This window comes from Gemmatimonadaceae bacterium (genome assembly GCA_035606695.1).
Classification (GTDB): domain Bacteria; phylum Gemmatimonadota; class Gemmatimonadetes; order Gemmatimonadales; family Gemmatimonadaceae; genus JAQBQB01.
This window is the reverse complement of the sequence record DATNEW010000009.1, coordinates 1-15,282: the sequence shown is the minus strand read 5'-3', so window position 1 is coordinate 15,282 and position 15,282 is coordinate 1. Positions and strand designations below refer to the sequence as shown.

15 protein-coding genes are annotated in these 15,282 nt (G+C 65.2%); 7 read left to right on the top strand and 8 right to left on the bottom strand.

The window, feature by feature from the left end; all coding sequences use genetic code 11:
- Window position 1: 1 nt before the first annotated feature.
- On the top strand, window positions 2–643 hold the full coding sequence (locus VN706_02460) for a cytidylate kinase-like family protein (GenBank protein ID HXT14464.1): 642 nt from the start codon (window positions 2–4) through the stop codon (window positions 641–643).
- Here the strand turns inward: VN706_02460 and VN706_02455 are convergent.
- Together VN706_02455 and VN706_02450 are read right to left on the bottom strand one after the other, a co-directional pair.
- Window positions 618–1,721: a hypothetical protein gene (locus tag VN706_02455; GenBank protein ID HXT14463.1), complete on the bottom strand. Its 1,104-nt coding sequence runs from the start codon at window positions 1,719–1,721 to the stop codon at window positions 618–620. The two genes, VN706_02460 and VN706_02455, sit on opposite strands and share 26 nt — an antisense overlap.
- 112 nt (window positions 1,722–1,833) lie before the next feature.
- Window positions 1,834–3,087, bottom strand: coding sequence for an MFS transporter (locus tag VN706_02450; protein HXT14462.1), 1,254 nt, complete (start codon window positions 3,085–3,087; stop codon window positions 1,834–1,836).
- A gap of 206 nt (window positions 3,088–3,293) precedes the next feature.
- Here VN706_02450 and VN706_02445 point away from each other — a divergent pair, with 206 nt between their 5' ends.
- Window positions 3,294–4,574: a VWA domain-containing protein gene (locus tag VN706_02445; GenBank protein ID HXT14461.1), complete on the top strand. Its 1,281-nt coding sequence runs from the start codon at window positions 3,294–3,296 to the stop codon at window positions 4,572–4,574.
- Between the two features lie 53 nt (window positions 4,575–4,627).
- Window positions 4,628–5,485, top strand: coding sequence for a glycoside hydrolase domain-containing protein (locus VN706_02440; protein ID HXT14460.1), 858 nt, complete (start codon window positions 4,628–4,630; stop codon window positions 5,483–5,485).
- A 73-nt stretch (window positions 5,486–5,558) separates the two neighbouring features.
- Here the strand turns inward: VN706_02440 and VN706_02435 are convergent, their stop codons facing one another.
- The 6 genes from VN706_02435 to VN706_02410 all read right to left on the bottom strand — a co-directional run bounded on the left by VN706_02435 (window position 5,559) and on the right by VN706_02410 (window position 11,979).
- Entirely contained in the window at window positions 5,559–6,662 is a 1,104-nt protein-coding gene (locus VN706_02435; protein ID HXT14459.1) for a hypothetical protein, read from the bottom strand.
- A 40-nt stretch (window positions 6,663–6,702) separates the two neighbouring features.
- A complete protein-coding gene (locus VN706_02430) occupies window positions 6,703–7,695 on the bottom strand; it encodes a hypothetical protein (protein HXT14458.1) in 993 nt (330 codons plus the stop codon).
- A 57-nt stretch (window positions 7,696–7,752) separates the two neighbouring features.
- Window positions 7,753–8,211, bottom strand: coding sequence for a hypothetical protein (locus VN706_02425; protein ID HXT14457.1), 459 nt, complete (start codon window positions 8,209–8,211; stop codon window positions 7,753–7,755).
- A 423-nt stretch (window positions 8,212–8,634) separates the two neighbouring features.
- A complete protein-coding gene (locus VN706_02420) occupies window positions 8,635–9,600 on the bottom strand; it encodes a serine/threonine-protein kinase (protein HXT14456.1) in 966 nt (321 codons plus the stop codon).
- A gap of 39 nt (window positions 9,601–9,639) precedes the next feature.
- Window positions 9,640–10,632: a threonine/serine dehydratase gene (locus VN706_02415; GenBank protein ID HXT14455.1), complete on the bottom strand. Its 993-nt coding sequence runs from the start codon at window positions 10,630–10,632 to the stop codon at window positions 9,640–9,642.
- 18 nt (window positions 10,633–10,650) lie between these two features.
- Window positions 10,651–11,979 (bottom strand): copper resistance protein CopC, encoded by a 1,329-nt coding sequence (locus tag VN706_02410; protein HXT14454.1) that lies wholly within the window; start codon window positions 11,977–11,979, stop codon window positions 10,651–10,653.
- Between the two features lie 193 nt (window positions 11,980–12,172).
- On the opposite strand from VN706_02410, the gene VN706_02405 reads away from it, so the two are divergent.
- The 4 genes from VN706_02405 to VN706_02390 all read left to right on the top strand — a co-directional run.
- A complete protein-coding gene (locus VN706_02405) occupies window positions 12,173–12,805 on the top strand; it encodes a hypothetical protein (protein ID HXT14453.1) in 633 nt (210 codons plus the stop codon).
- A complete protein-coding gene (locus VN706_02400) occupies window positions 12,802–13,518 on the top strand; it encodes a hypothetical protein (GenBank protein HXT14452.1) in 717 nt (238 codons plus the stop codon). The genes VN706_02405 and VN706_02400 overlap by 4 nt, the downstream gene beginning before the upstream one ends.
- Before the next feature lie 23 nt (window positions 13,519–13,541).
- Window positions 13,542–13,862, top strand: coding sequence for a hypothetical protein (locus VN706_02395; GenBank protein HXT14451.1), 321 nt, complete (start codon window positions 13,542–13,544; stop codon window positions 13,860–13,862).
- 134 nt (window positions 13,863–13,996) lie between these two features.
- Window positions 13,997–15,282 (top strand): citrate synthase (locus VN706_02390; GenBank protein ID HXT14450.1); only part of this gene is annotated, 1,286 nt, incomplete at its 3' end.

Sequence of the window (15,282 nt, the reverse complement as noted above, 5' to 3'; positions counted from 1 at the left end):
CATGCCGGTCATCACGGTCTCGCGCATGTACGGCTCGGGCGGCTCCGAGGTCGCGGAGCGCGTCGCGGCCAGGATGGGCTGGCCGGTGTTCGACAACGCCGTCGTCGATGCCGTCGCCGAGCGGTCCGGATTGACGCGCGCTGAAGTATCGGCGCAGGACGAACGCGTGCCGTCGCTCGTCGAGCGCATCGCATCGGCCCTCTCGCTCGGCTCACCGGAGATCATGCCGCCGGTGCCGACCGGCCCCATCGAGACGACAGAGGAGCGCATCGTCGCGGTCACCAAGCGCGTCATCGAGGAAGCGGTGCAGACGGGGCCGGCGGTATTCGTCGGCCGCGGCGCGCAATGTCTCCTCGCCGAGCGAAGCGACGCGCTGCACGTCTTCTGTTTCGCGCCGCGCTCCGCGCTCTGCAAATACGCCATGGACAAATTCAGCGTCGGCCGCGAAGAGGCCGAGCGAATGGTGCACGACATGAACAAGCAGCGCGAGGCGTACGTGAAGCGGCACTGGCATCGCAACTGGCTCGCGCACGAGAACTATCATTTGTGTTTGAACACGGCGTGGCTCGGATTCGACGGAGCGGCGGACCTCGTCGTCGAAGCGGCGCAGCGCCATTTCAGTCTGGCGGCTCCGTCGGCTTGAGCCGCGCCAGACGCGCGGCGGTCTCTTCGGGCACGAACAGATCGTCGGCGATGGCCGCGATCTCTTCCGCTTCCTTCCACGCGGCTTCGAGCACGGACAGCTCGCCCTCGAGCGCCCGGCGTTCGCTGTCCTCGTGCGTGGCCATCTCCAGCGCGAGACGAACTTCCTTCGGGAGGCGGCTCAAGGTGTGACCAGGCACGGGCGGCGGTGCGAAAGGATGTTTGGGGTCCGAGGGCATCCGCGTCGCGTAGCGCGAGAACAACGACGCGGCACCGTTCGCCTCCTCGATGATCGACACCGCGGACTGCACTTCGTCGCGCTTCGCTCCGGATTCATTGATCGCGGGCAAGAGCTTCGAGGCCGCCTGGATTGCCGCGTTGCCTTCGAGCACCGCGAAGTGTTCGGCGCCGGTATTCCAGCGTGAGCCTTGAAGTCGCCGACCATTCGAGAGGTTGACTGCCTCACCGCTTTCGATGGTGAACGGAATGCGAATGCCCCAGCCTTGGGACGCATAAACGACGGATACGCGATGGAGCTGCTTCGCGCGGATGTCGACCGGCGTGGCGCGCCCCGGCAGAACCAACCGCGCCCGCACGCGTCGCTGTTGATATGCCATGTTCGCATAGCTCGCGACATTCCAGATACCCCACGAGCTGCCGGCGATGATTCCTGTCGCGGGCCCGAGGATGACCAGTCCGGCCGCCGTTGCGATGCCGGCGCCAGTCCACATGAGATGTTTGCGCCGGCGGCGTCCGAATTGATCGCCGTAGCGCCACGCCGCCATTTCCGGGCGCTGCGGTTCGCCGATGCGCACGAGCTCGAGGCCTTCGCGAAGGCGCGCCAGCCCGATGTTGTCAGTCGAGACTCGGAGCCGTGTATCGCGAAACAGTCGCTCGCACTCTTCGATCGCCTCCCAGCGCTCGTCGAGCGGCGAGAGATTCCATCGCTCGCACTTTCTGCACACCGCCCACAGCCGGCCGCGCACGGCGTCGAACGCGAGACGCCGGCCGATCGGAAAGTGTTCGACGGCCTCGTTGGTCCCCAGATTCGCGTGGCAGAAGATGCAGGTGGAGTACATTAAGATTGTTCCTCGCTGCGGCGCTCCGCACCTCCGCTCGGAATTCCGCCGAGCGAGTTTCGAGATTGTTCCTCGCTGCGGCGCTCCGCACCTCCGCTCGGAATTCCGCCGCTCAAGCCTCTACACTCCGAAGTTCTGGCCGCCGCTCGAACGCCCAGTAGGTGTACACGAGCATGATCACCGCACCGCCGCCAATCGCCCACGAGACGCCGATCGCATGCGCGATCGATCCCGCGACGAGTGAGCCAATCACCGATGACAGCCCGACTACCACGAAGGAGTATGCCGCCATCAAGCGGCCGCGCAACTCGTTCGGCGCCAGATGCTGAAGCGTCGAGTTCGCCAGCGCGTTGTTGACGATCATCGTGAACCCGACGCCAAGCAGCAGCGGATAGGCGTATGCCGCGTGGCGCACGAGCGAGAAGGCCAGGAGCAGGGCGGCGAACGCATACGACGCGACTTCGAGTACCGTCGTTCGCTTGAATCGATCACCCGCCGCGGCGAGCGACAACGCGCCTGCGACTCCGCCAACGCCGACGCACGCCAACAACGCCCCATACCCGTCGGCGCCAAGGCCCAGGCGATTGCGCGCGACCACGGGCATGAGCGTGAGATACGGAATGCCGAGGATGGAGTAGATCGTGACGAAACGCATCAGCGCCGCGATCGACGGCGTGCCGCGCATGTAGGCGACGCCCTGGCGTATTCCCTCGAGCGGCGAGGAGAGATGCTCCGGCGGTATCCATTCAGGAAGTTGAATGAGGAACAAGCCGGCCAGCACGGTGATGTAGCTCGCCGCGTTGACGCCGAAGCACCACGCGATGCCGAGCTTCGCGATGACGATCGCGCCGATGCTCGGGCCGACGACGCGCGCGAGGTTGAACCCGCTGGAGTTGAGCGCGATGGCCCCCGGCAAATCCTCGCGGCCGACCAGCTCGATGACCAGCGATTGGCGCGCGGGAATCTCGAACGCGCTGATGATGCCGTTCGCCGTGGCCATGGTGAGCAACCACCCGATCGTGAGGCGATGCGACCACGTGAGCCAGAAGAGCGTGCTCGCTTGAACGGACAGCAGCGTCTGCGCGACACGCACGATGCGCAGCTTGTCGTGCCGGTCGACGAAGACGCCGGCGGGCAAGGACAATACAAGAATTGGTAACGACTGCGCGCACGCGGTGAGCCCGACCACGAACGCGCTGTTCGACAGCTCGAGCGCCAGCCAGCCCTCGGCCATGGTCTGCATCCACGTGCCGATGAGCGACAGCGTCTGGCCGAACCAGAACAGACGGAAGTTCCGATGGCGCGAGAGGGCGCGGAACGGGTTTAGCGACCTGTCAGTGATCTCGTGCGCGGCGAGCTCTGTCACGAACGAAAGCTACATCCCCCGCGCGGTGAGGCCGCGAGAGCTCCGCTTCGCGATGGTTGGGCCGCTTCGCGATGGTGGGGTCGAGCTTCGCTCGATGGTGCGGCCGCGCCTTCGCGGAGTTAGGCCGCGGCCCAAACCACCGGCGCATTCGCGCCGGCCTCACCCGCTGAATGGCACTTGCCCGCCACAAGGCGTATTGTTTCAATATGCGCTTCCACACATATGGCAAGTACAGCCCTGAGCTCGCCGACGCAATCGACCTTCAGTCGCTGCTCGACAAGCTCGCGGACTTTCTGCTCCAATCCGGCTTCGCCGGCGGGGACAACCAGTCCTATTACGGTTGGGACGCGGGCGACGACGGCAATCGCTCGCTCGACGCGCTGAAGCAGGCGATCCTCGACGCGCTCATGGAGAGCGGGCAGTTCACGCCCGAGATGCTCGAGGCGCTCCGCGGCGGCGAAGACGAAGAAGGGCAAGCCAAGCTCGCGAAGCTCCTCGACCAGCTCGTGCAGCGGATGATCGAGGAAGGCTATCTCAACATCGAGAACGCCCCGCAAATGCCGGCCGGACACCAGCCCGTGACCGGACCGGGTTCGCTCGCCAAGGCCGCCGCCCGCGACGTGCAGTTCAACCTCACCGAGAAAGGCATCGATTTCCTCGGCTACAAAACCCTGCGCAATCTGCTCGGCTCACTCGGCAAATCGAGCTTCGGCAGCCACGACACGGCGTATCTCGCCACAGGCATCGAGTCCGACGGGTGGAGCAAACCATACGAGTTCGGCGACGTGCTGAACATCGACGTCAACGAAACGCTCAAGAATTCGTTGGCGCGGACCGGCAAGATCGAAGTGCCGATGGACCTCGACTACAGCGACTTGATGGTGCGCCAGGCCGAGTATCGCTCGTCGTGCGCGACGGTGTTGATGCTCGACTGCTCGCACTCGATGATCCTCTACGGCGAGGATCGTTTCACGCCGGCGAAGAAAGTCGCGCTGGCGCTGACGCATCTCATTCGCACGCAATTCCCCGGCGACACGCTCAAAGTCGTGCTCTTTCATGATTCGGCCGAGGAGATCCCGCTCGCGACGCTGGCGACGGCGCAGGTCGGGCCGTATCACACCAATACCGCGGAAGGACTCAAGCTGGCCCGTCGGTTGCTCTTGGCTCAGAAGAAGGACATGAAGCAGATCATCATGATCACCGACGGAAAGCCGAGCGCGTTGACGATGCCCAACGGGCAGATCTACAAGAACTCCTTCGGCCTGGATACGACGGTGATCGCGCAAACCATCAAGGAAGTCGCCAATTGCCGCCGTTCGGGAATCATGATCAACACCTTCATGCTCGCGCGCGATCGCACGCTCGTCGAGTTCGTGAAGCGTGTGTCGGAGATCAGTCGCGGGAAGGCCTATTTCACGTCGACGATGACGCTGGGACAGTTCATTCTGATGGACTTCCTCAAGCGAAAGACGCGCAAGGTCAGCTGACAAGATTTTATCTTCGCGCGATAAAATCTTGTCTTCTCGCGTCACGCGCGGCGTTGGCGGCCTTTGCTCCGATGTTCGCCGCGATGTTCGCCGCGATGTTCGCCACGGCATTCTCTCCCGCGAACGCGCAGCGCGTTGACCGAGTTGAACGAGTTGAACGACTTGAACGAGCAGACAGCATCGTCGCGTACCCGGGGTTCGACGCCACGGCATATCCCGGCGACAGCGCCATGCGAGCCTGGGCGTATCCGTCGTCGCCGTATCGGTGGGTGGGATACTACCTCGCGTCGCCTTGTCATCGCGACAGCAGTTGGACGGGCCGTCGCGCCGCACTCGACGCTACGGGATGGGGGTTCGCCGCGATCTACGTCGGCCAGCAGGATTGGTCGCGTATGGCGATCGGCCGCGCGACTCCGCACGCACGCAGCGATTCGGCCGGCGCGCCCGTGGTCTGCTCGTCGGCACTGCTCACCACCGATCGCGCCAGGAGCGACGCGGCCGACGCCGTCGCTCAGCTGCGAGCCGAAGGATTCGCCGACGGTAGCACCGTATTCCTGGACGTCGAGACGGTGTCGGACGTGACGCCCGCGTTGCTCGCGTATGTTCGGACGTGGACGGCGAACGTGTTGAGCGACGGCCGGTATCGACCGGGCATCTATGCCGCGAAGACGAACGCGCAGCCGCTCTACGCGGCCGCGAGCTCGGTATATCACGTTGCGCGACGCCGCGATCGTCCCCCATTCTGGATCGCGAGCGCCGCCAACTTCTCGCTTGCGCGCCGCCCGAGCGCCGTCGGCATCGACTACGCTGAAATCTGGCAGGGCATCGTCGCGGTGTCGCAGCAGTTCAACGGCGTGCGGCTCACGGTCGACGTCAACGTCGCGGCGCGTTCGTCACCCAGCGCACCGTAGAACCGGAGACCGAGTATCGCCGGACAGCTGGTCGGCGACACTCGGTTCGCGTCACCGCCGGTCTATTGCACCGTCACGTTGACCTGGAGCGAGGTCGGCGCCTTCGAGCCCTCCACGGCAACGAGCACCGCGGACCAGTCGCCGAGAATTTGATGCGCGCCGTTGAAGATCGGCTCGTTGAGTGCGCGGGTAATCCGATCTGCGCGGGCACGCCCGCGGAAGGGCCGTGTGTGAGGATGATCTCGAACGCATTCGGATTCTCGACGCTCGTCACCGTCTTGGATTTGTCGGCGTCGGAATCGGCGACGTTGAACGTGTAGTCCATCCACGTCGCGTTCCCGCCGGCCCCGCTGTACGGTGCCTTCTCCTTGAGCACGAGGTGCCGCGACGTCACCACGGGTTGTGGCGGCGGCGGCGCGGCAGGCGCCTCGACGGTGCCGACGTCGATGGCGACCATCCGGAGTCCCTCCGCGAACAATTCCGCATCCTTCTGCTTGAACGCATCGGCGGTGAGCCCCGTGAACCAGTACTCGGCGCCCGTGCCCGCGTGCCACACTCCGGCGAAGTGGCCGCCGTTGTGGTCGATCGCGGTAAGTCGTAAACCCTCATTCAAGAATTGAATATTCGTATCCTTGAACACGGCGGTCGGCCCGCTGAACCAGCGCTGCACACCGGTGCCCGTTCGCCACACGGCGCAAAACTTTCCGGTCACATCGATGTCGATGGCGACCATGCGCAATCCCTGCGCGAAGTAGGCGTCGTCCTTGGCCTTGAACTCGTCCGCCGACAACCCGGAGGCCCAGTATTGCGTACCGGTACCCGGCCGCCAAACGCCGGTGAAGGTACCGTCACACGTATCGATGGCCGTCAGACGCAATCCGTCGGCGACGTGCTTCGCATCCGTCGCCTTGAAGTCTGCCGCGCTCAGGCCGGTGCTCCAGTATTGCGCGCCGGTTCCCGCATGCCACACGCCGGCAAGGCGATCCTCGTACTGGAAACCGATGGCGCCCGCCAAGCCGACGTTGCCGTTGTGCCGGTCGATCGCGACCAGACGAAGTCCTTGCTTGAAGAAACCGGCATCGGCCGCCGCGAAGGCGGCGGGCGATCCGGTGAACCAGCGCTGCTCGCCTGTGCCGGGGCGCCACACACCGGTGTACGAGCTCACGATCTGTCCCATGCTGTCCTCCCTGTCTGAGAGACCTGCTCCGCCGATTCGGTCAGAGATTGGCCGGATTCGGAACCGCGAAGTGCTTGATGAACACGTCATCCTTGTTCGTGATGTCGTTGTCGAGCACGACTACGTGCACCCAGCTGAACTGGCCGTTCGCGTGGTGAAGCTTCGCGATTCCCAGCCCCTCGACTTCTTCGCCGCTCACACCGCCCGGTGAATACGGAATGGCGGCGCTTCCCACCGACGCTCCCGTCGCCGCGTCATAGCCGTGCACGCGGCCGGTCGAGTCTTCGCTGAGGTACAAGTGCCCGTGTGCCGAGAAGCATCCGCCTTGCACGTTGTTGAGGGCGGGACCGCCGAGCGCGATCGATGAAACGTGCACGAATCCGTTCGCCGGATCGTACGCGTGCACTTGTGTCACGCCGGTGAACGTGGAGCTGTAGAGCAGTCCGTCCGCCGGGTTGAACGCGCACCACGGCATCTCACCGCCTTGCGGCGTCCCCTTCCCGCCGCCGAGTGGTGAGACGGAGATCGTGTTGAGCTGTTTGTCGAGCACCCAAACGCTCGGACCGCCTTCGACCGCGACGTACAACCGGTCCGTCGCCATGTGGTAGTCGAGCGCGCCGACGTGTGAGCCGGCTTGCGGGGGCACCGCGACTTTCGCGAACTCCGTGTTCAGATCGAGCGACAACCGGTGCACACCCTTGAAGTCGGCGTTGTTGCTCGAGACCAGCCACGCGCTGCCGTCGCACGTCATGCCCTGGCATTCTTCCGTCCACTCGGTGTTGTCGATCTCCTGCGAGTCGATGCACACCCAACCGCTCATTTGCGGATCCGCGGGTTTGGGCGGCGGCGGCTTCACCGGTGGATCGGCGAGCACGCGAATGGACGTCAGTCGCAGTCCGGAGTTGACGTATCCCACATCGGCGGTCGTGAACGTCGCGACGTCGACGTCGGCTTGCCACCATTGCGTGCCCGCGCCGGGTCGCCACACGGCGACGATGTTTCCGTGATGGCCGCCCAACGCGGAGATGCGCATTCCCTTGTTGAATTGAAGCTTGTCTTGCGCCGACACTTCGGCGAGCGAGCCGAACGTTCACCACTGCGCGCCGGAGCCGGGACGCCACAGCGCGGTGAACTTGCCGTTCAGCTCATCGACGGCGACGAGACGAAAACCGTCGGCAAAATGCTTCGCGTCCGCCGTTTTGAAATCGGCCTCGGAGAGTCCGACGTTCCACCACTGCACGCCGGTCCCGGCGCGCCAAATGCAAAACACTCCGGCGTCGTGGGCCGACAGCGCGGCCAGCCGCAGGCCTTGCGCCATGTGCACCTTGTCCTGCGCCAGGGCCGCGTCCACCGATCCCGAGAACCAGTACTCGGCTCCGGTGCCAGGTCGCCACGCCGCCGCGACCAGCCCGTCGGTGAAGTCGGCGCAGGCGATGCGCAAACCCTGCTTTAGATATTCCTGATTCTTGGACTCGAATGCCGCCGGCGTCAGACCGGAGGCCCACCACTGGTTTCCGGTGCCAGGCTGCCACACGCCCGTCATCTTCATCTCCGACTCCCCGCCTCATCGGCGCGCACGGCGGGATACGGGCGCGTTGGCGCCGTTCTCCCGCAGGCAGCGAATGAGCGCGTTCCCGCCAGCGGCCGCAGTAGCTCGCGCGCGACGGTGGAAGGCTCGGTCTAAGACGCTGTTGTGCGATTTCGGTAATGGCCCCACACCGGCAGCTTCACGGGAGGGGGTCCGGAGCAAGGGCGCACGGCGGCGCGAACCGAGGCTCGGAGCGCAATGTCGGGTTGCCGAGACGTGCTGTCAAGCATTATCGCGCGTCGGCTGCGATCGGATCTGGTCCGATTTCGTCGGATGTTGTCGTTGTTGCTTGTTGTTCGGCGCCACGAATTAGAACATTCACAACGACCGGATCTGGCCAGATCCGACAAAACTACGGCAACCATTTGTCCCAGTAAGAAACTTCTAAAACCCGCGACGGCCACGCCGAAGCGTTGACCATAGAAAGCCGAACACGCCCGCCAGCATTGCCCACCGCAGCCGCGTCGTCCGCACCATCGCCGAGGGCCGAATGCGGCCTTCCGCCGTCGCGATGCCATCGAGGACGTGGAGAATCGCCTCGGCGCTCGCCGGCCGATCGGCCGGATCCTTCGCCAGCATCTGCATCACGAGTTCGGCCAGCCGCGGCGGCACGTCCGAACGTCGGGCATCAATCGGCATCGGCACCTCCGTCGCATGGGCCGCCATCTGCAGATGCGGCGCGCGATCCGCGAACATCGGCGCACCTGTCAACATCTCGTACGCAACGGCGCCCACCGAATAGAGATCGGCGCGCGCATCAACGTTCGGATCGGCGGCCGCCTGCTCCGGCGCGCTGTACGCCGGCGTGCCGACCATCACCCCGCCGTGCGTGATCCGCGTTGGTGCCGGCATGCCCGCGTCCGACATCGCCTTCGCGATGCCGAAGTCCGCGAGCAACGCCCCACCCTCGGACAAGAGAATGTTCTCCGGCTTGATGTCGCGATGCACGACGCCGCGCTTGTGCGCATAGGCGAGCGCGCCGAGTACGTCGCGGAGAATGACGATCGTCTCGCCGGACGAGAGAGCGCCGCCGCGACGAAGCCGGTGCCGCAGCGATTCGCCCTCGACGAACGGCATCGTGTAGAACAACATGTCGTTCGCGTCGCCCGTCGCGAGCACCGAGACGATGTGCGTGTGCTGGAGCCGCGCGAGCAACTGCACCTCGCGCCGAAAGCGCTCGATGTTGATCGCGCTGGCCAGCGCGGGCGGCAACACTTTCACGACGACGGCGCGCCCCAGGGTGCGCTCGCGCGCGAGAAAGACGTGGCTCATCGCGCCGCCGCCGAGCTCGCGCTCGATCGTCAGCGAGTCGCCCACGCTGCGTTGCAGCTGTTCGACGAACCCGGTCATCCTCGCCCGGGCACCAACGATATCGGTGACCCGCCTCGGTCAGATCTCGTGCGAGAGAATACGCCGCAGCATCGCGGTGTCGATGTTCCCTCCGCAAAACACGACGCCGACGCGCTTGCCGGCCAGCCGATCGCGGAGCTTGGGCAGCGCGGCGACGCCCATCGCGCCCGCGCCTTCGACCAGATTGTGCGTCACCGACACGATCGTCCGCAAGCTCTCGGCGATCTCCGCATCGCTCACGGTGACCATGTCGGCAAGTCCGGCCTGGAGCGCCGGGAAAGTGAGGTCATACGTCGTGCGCGTCGCCACGCCTTCGGCGAACGTGTCGACGCGATCGGTGGTGAGCCGGCGGCGTGCGTGCCAGGAATCGTGAATCGCCGGCGCCCCCGCGGCTTGCACGCCGAAGACTTGAAGATGCGGCGCCAGCTCGCGCGCGACCGTGATCGCGCCGACCGCTTGCGACCCGCCGCCCGTGGCGATCACGAGCGCCTCGAGCTCGGGCTGCTGCTCGAGAATCTCGAGCGTCATCGTACCCGCGCCCGCGATGATCAGCGGATCGTTCGTCGAGTGCGCCACGATCATGCCGCGCTCCGACGCGAGACGCATCATCACCTCGACCGCCTCGTCGTAGTCGCGGCCCTCCTCGACCACGGTCGCGCCGAGCGCGCGCATCTCTTCGGTCTTCGCGGGATTGTTGCCCGCCGGAACACAGATAGTCGCGCGCGAGCCCAGGAGCTTCGCCCCGTAGGCAATCCCTTGCCCGTGATTGCCGGTCGAGGCGGCGACCACGCCGCGCCGCCGCTGCGACGCATCGAGCGCGGTCATGAACGAGAGCCCGTTTCGAATCTTGAACGAATTCGTGGGCTGATGATTTTCGTGCTTCACGAACACGCGGATGTCCGCTCCGGCGATCGCGCTGAGTCGCGGATACTCGCGCAGCGGCGTCGGGACGAGATACGGCGCAAGGCGCTCGCGCGCGGCTCGCGCGTCATCGAGCGTGATCGGCGAGTCGCTCACCGAAATCGTTGTCATGGAATCTTTATAGAATAGTCATAGGGGCAGCTGAGTCGAAACGAGAAGCGCCGTGAACGCCACGACCACCGCGGCGAAGACCAATTCAAACGCGGCCGAGCGCATGAAGCGGAAGCGGGTGTCCGTGTCCCAGTCGTGAATGACGACGCGCCGCCAATGGAAGAATCCGAACGCGAGCACCACCACGACGAACACCAACTTACGAAAGAGCATCGAGCCGTACGGCGTCGTCCACAGATCGCTCACGGCGCGCAGCCGAAGCGCGGCCGCGATCACTCCGCTGATCACGACGAGCACCACGCACTCGAGCGCCGACGCATGGTACGCGCGCACCAGCCTCGATCCGGCATACCGTGCGTCGGGATCGGGCAGGCGGCGGGTCGCCGGCAACCCCGCGAACGCGACGAACGCGAGCCCGCCAATCCATCCGCCCGCACCAAGCTGGTGCGCGACGTCCGCCGCCATCGCGAGCGAGAGATGCGCCGACGCGCCGCTATGGCCGGTGAGCGCCTCGCTCACGGTTACCGCGATGATGCCCAGCGTGGCGATGAGCCAGCCGGTGAGTCCGGCGCGCGCCACCAGCAGCCCGATGAACGCGAGGAGCGCGCCGACGCCGCCGATCGACCACGCAATGCCCCAGCGCGTGCTCGTTACCAGAATTCTAATTTCCGAGAGTCCCGATGCCGTCGGATCGGCGAGCAAGGTCGACTCGGCCATCGCGCGCGTGATGGTCGCGATGAGAAACAGCAACGCGAACGCAACCGCGAGCCGACGCCCGCGGTCGACCGCGTCGGCCGTCAATTCGTCAGGCCATTTGGCCGCGGGGACGACCACGAGACGAAACACGATCGCGCCGATCACGGCGAGCAGCGCGACGAATTCCGCCCACCGCATCGCCGTCGACGCCGCCACCGGCCGACCGGGCGCAACGAAGACGTTCGTCGCCGGCCTTCGAGACGCCGCCGTGTCACGACGCGGCGATGTGCCGGAGGCACCGGCGGCCGGCGTTGGTGGCGAACCTCCTCCCGGTGGCGCGGCGCCCGCGCTGTCCGGCTTCACCCGAAAATGAATCGTGCCGTTCGTCGCGTGGCCGTCCGACGCGGCCACGTGCCAGGCGATGCTGTATCCCCCCGGCGGCATCGGACCGACGATCGGAATGCGCAGCCCGTTCGGCGACACCGCGCGAATGGGCCCAAGCTCGATGCTCTGCGTGCCCTTGCGCAGCTGGACGCTGGCGAAATGAAGGTCAGGCTCTTCGGAGTACCAGAGCTGGATCTCCGACGGCGACGTGACTTCGCTATTCGCGGCTGGGCTGCTTCGCAGCAGTTGCGCGTGCGCGAACAGCAAGACCGGTGTGGCGAGGGCCGCGATGCCAACTACCGTGAGAATCCGCGAGAGCGGTCGGAAAAGTCGATGTCGTTGATATTGCACGACAATAGATTGGCCGTTCGCGGCGCGTCGCGCAAACGCTGCGCAAATGCCGCGCGGTGTAACCCCGCTGACGCCCGCTAGATTGGTGGATCCGCCACTCCGACGTCCGATGATTTCGTCCTTCTCCATTCTCCTGGTTGGGTTCCTGCTCGGCATGCGTCACGCGACGGACGCCGACCATGTCGTCGCGGTGACGACCATCGTCAGCGACCAGCCGTCGCTGTTGCGAGCGAGCGCCATCGGCGCGCTGTGGGGCATCGGGCACACGATCACGATCTTTCTGGTCGGCGGCGCCATCGTCGCGTTTCATCTCGTCATTCCACCGCGGCTCGGACTCGGCATGGAGTTCGTCGTTGCGTTGATGCTGATCGTGCTCGGCGCGCTCAACCTGAGCGGCCGCACGCTGCCGGCGTCGAGCGCGGCGCGGCCGGTCGTCGTGGGCCTCGTGCATGGCCTCGCGGGATCGGCGTTCATCGCCCTGCTCGTCGTGGCCGCGGTCCCCGGTGTGTGGCTCGGGTTGTTCTACCTGGCGTTGTTCGGTGTGGGGACCATCGCCGGGATGGCGCTCATCACGCTCGCGATCGCGCTGCCGTCGGCGATCACCGCGCGCCAGTTCGGCGCGATGCAACGCTATCTTCGCCTGGCGAGCGGCGTGGCGAGCGTCGCATTCGGATTGCTGCTCGTGCAGCACGGCATCAACGATGGCCTGTTCGCGGCGGCGCCGCGATGGACGCCTCGTTGAAGACTCGACGGGCCGCCGACATCTCGCCGGCCGATCGCGTCGAATTCGGCCGACGTCTGCGCACCTGGTATCGGCGCAACGCACGCGATCTTCCGTGGCGAAAGACTCGAGACGCGTATCGCATTCTCGTGTCCGAGTTGATGCTCCAGCAGACGCAGGTGTCGCGCGTCGTCACGTACTACGACGAGTTTCTGACGCGCTTCCCGACCCTGGCGCACGTCGCGCGCGCGAAGCCGTCGCGCGTCACGGAAGCGTGGGACGGGCTCGGCTACTATGCGCGCGCGCGAAACCTTCACAAGCTGGCGCGGCGCGTGACCGACAACGGGCGCGCGGCGGATCGCACGCTGCCCGCGGACGTGGAGTCGCTTCGTGATTTGCCCGGCATTGGCGCGTACACGGCGGGCGCGGTTTCGTCGTTCGCGTACGAGCGCCGCGCCGCGCTCGTCGACACGAACGTCGCGCGCGTGTTGGAGCGCGTCTTCGCTCCGGGCACGAAAGCGAAGACGACCGCCGGCCAGCGTCGTTTGTGGCAGATCGCCGAGTCCATATTGCCGAGAACGGGGCGCGCGACCTGGACGCACAATCAGGCGCTCATGGAGCTCGGCGCACTGATCTGTACGGCGCGAGTGGCGCATTGCTCGCGGTGTCCGGTGCGCGGGGTCTGCAAGTCGGCGCCGGAGACGCTGAAACCTGCCGCGGGACGCGTGTCGTAGGGTCAATTCAACCTGGAGATGACATGGACCCGATGAAGCTCAAGATGTTCGAGGAAATGCTCGTCTTCGCGGGCGGGATGGTCACCCTCGGCACGCTCTCGACCGTGGCCACGAGCTGGATCAAATGGCGCGCGCCGAAGCGGGCGGAGACCAAGGACGTCATGGACCGGCTCAACGAGATCACCGAACAGCTTTCCCGGCTCGACAACGCGGTCGAAACGGTGGCGGTCGAGGTCGAGCGAATCTCCGAGGCGCAAAGATTCACGTCGAAGCTCCTGGCGGAACGGTCGGCGGGCGCGCTTGCGGAGCGACCTCGCCCGTTGGGGTCGACGACGCCGCACTGAGCGGAGGTTACACCGGCACACCCGGTGAAATCGGAACAATTGCGGGGCCCAATGAGGATTTAGATTACTTCGCACGCTGAGACGGGTACCGCCGGTACTTGCCCCCGTCTCATTCTCACTGGGAGATAGTCAGCATGGCCACAACGACGCCGCCGTCGGGCGAATTGAAACAGACGGGCACACTCGACATCAAGGATTCACGGACCGATAAGTCCTATTCCGTTCAGATCATCCAGGGCGGCGTTGAAGGCGACACCGCGACCCGCGCCATGGATTTGCGTCAGATCAAGACCTCGCCGAGCGAATTCGGCTTGATGACGTACGACCCGGCGTTCATGAACACGGCGTCGTGCAAGAGCGCGATCACCTTCATCGATGGTGAGAAGGGCATCCTGCGCTATCGCGGCTATCCAATCGAACAGCTCGCGGAAAAGTCGACGTTCCTGGAAGTCGCCTGGCTGCTGCGCCACGGCGAGCTGCCGACGCAGGAGGAGTACGACGGGTGGGTGCACGACATCACCTATCACACGTACGTCCACGAGAACATCAAGACGTTTCTGCAGGGCTTTCGCTACGACGCGCATCCGATGTCGATGCTCTGCTCGGCCGTCGCGGCGCTGTCGTCGTTCTACCCGGAAGCGAAGAACATCCAGGATCCCGAGTCGCGGAACATCTCCATCATCCGCCTGCTCGCGAAGATGCCGACGCTCGCCGCGTTCTGCTATCGCCACAGCAAGGGACTCCCGTTTATCTATCCCGACAACGACCTGAGCTACACCGAGAACTTCCTCTCGATGGTGGCGCGCATGTCGGAGCCCAAGTACGAGGCGAATCCCGTCTTCGTGAAGGCGCTCGAGATTCTCTTTATCCTGCACGCCGATCACGAGCAGAACTGCTCGGCGAACGCGGTGCGCGCCGTCGGCTCGTCGCATGTCGATCCGTTCTCGGCGACCGCGGCCGGTGTCGCGGCACTGTACGGCCCGCTCCATGGCGGCGCCAACGAGCAGGTGCTCCGCATGATCAAGGAGATCGAGCATCCGAAGAACGTGCAGGGCTTCGTCGACGACGTGAAGAGCGGCAAGGGCGGCAGCCGTCTGATGGGCTTCGGCCATCGCGTCTACAAGTCGTACGATCCGCGCGCCAAGATCGTGAAGGCGCTCGCCGACCAGGTATTCAAGATTGTCGGTGTCGACAAGGATCTGGAGATCGCGCTCAAGCTCGAGGAAGCCGCGCTGAACGACGAGTACTTCATTTCGAGAAAGCTGTATCCGAACGTCGATTTTTACACCGGTCTCATCTACCGCTCGATGGCGTTTCCGACGGATTTCTTCACGGTGCTATTCGCCGTGGCGCGCACGTCGGGGTGGCTGGCGCAGTGGGAAGAGATGCTCAACGACAAGGAGCAGAAGATCGCGCGTCC

Coding starts and splice junctions, on each gene's coding strand:
- VN706_02460 (HXT14464.1), top strand. CDS start 2: ATGCCGGTCATCACGGTCTCGCGCATGTACGGCTCGGGCGGCTCCGAG.
- VN706_02455 (HXT14463.1), bottom strand. CDS start 1,721: ATGTACTCCACCTGCATCTTCTGCCACGCGAATCTGGGGACCAACGAG.
- VN706_02445 (HXT14461.1), top strand. CDS start 3,294: ATGCGCTTCCACACATATGGCAAGTACAGCCCTGAGCTCGCCGACGCA.
- VN706_02435 (HXT14459.1), bottom strand. CDS start 6,662: ATGGGACAGATCGTGAGCTCGTACACCGGTGTGTGGCGCCCCGGCACA.
- VN706_02430 (HXT14458.1), bottom strand. CDS start 7,695: ATGCGCATCTCCGCGTTGGGCGGCCATCACGGAAACATCGTCGCCGTG.
- VN706_02425 (HXT14457.1), bottom strand. CDS start 8,211: ATGAAGATGACGGGCGTGTGGCAGCCTGGCACCGGAAACCAGTGGTGG.
- VN706_02420 (HXT14456.1), bottom strand. CDS start 9,600: ATGACCGGGTTCGTCGAACAGCTGCAACGCAGCGTGGGCGACTCGCTG.
- VN706_02415 (HXT14455.1), bottom strand. CDS start 10,632: ATGACAACGATTTCGGTGAGCGACTCGCCGATCACGCTCGATGACGCG.
- VN706_02405 (HXT14453.1), top strand. CDS start 12,173: ATGATTTCGTCCTTCTCCATTCTCCTGGTTGGGTTCCTGCTCGGCATG.
- VN706_02395 (HXT14451.1), top strand. CDS start 13,542: ATGGACCCGATGAAGCTCAAGATGTTCGAGGAAATGCTCGTCTTCGCG.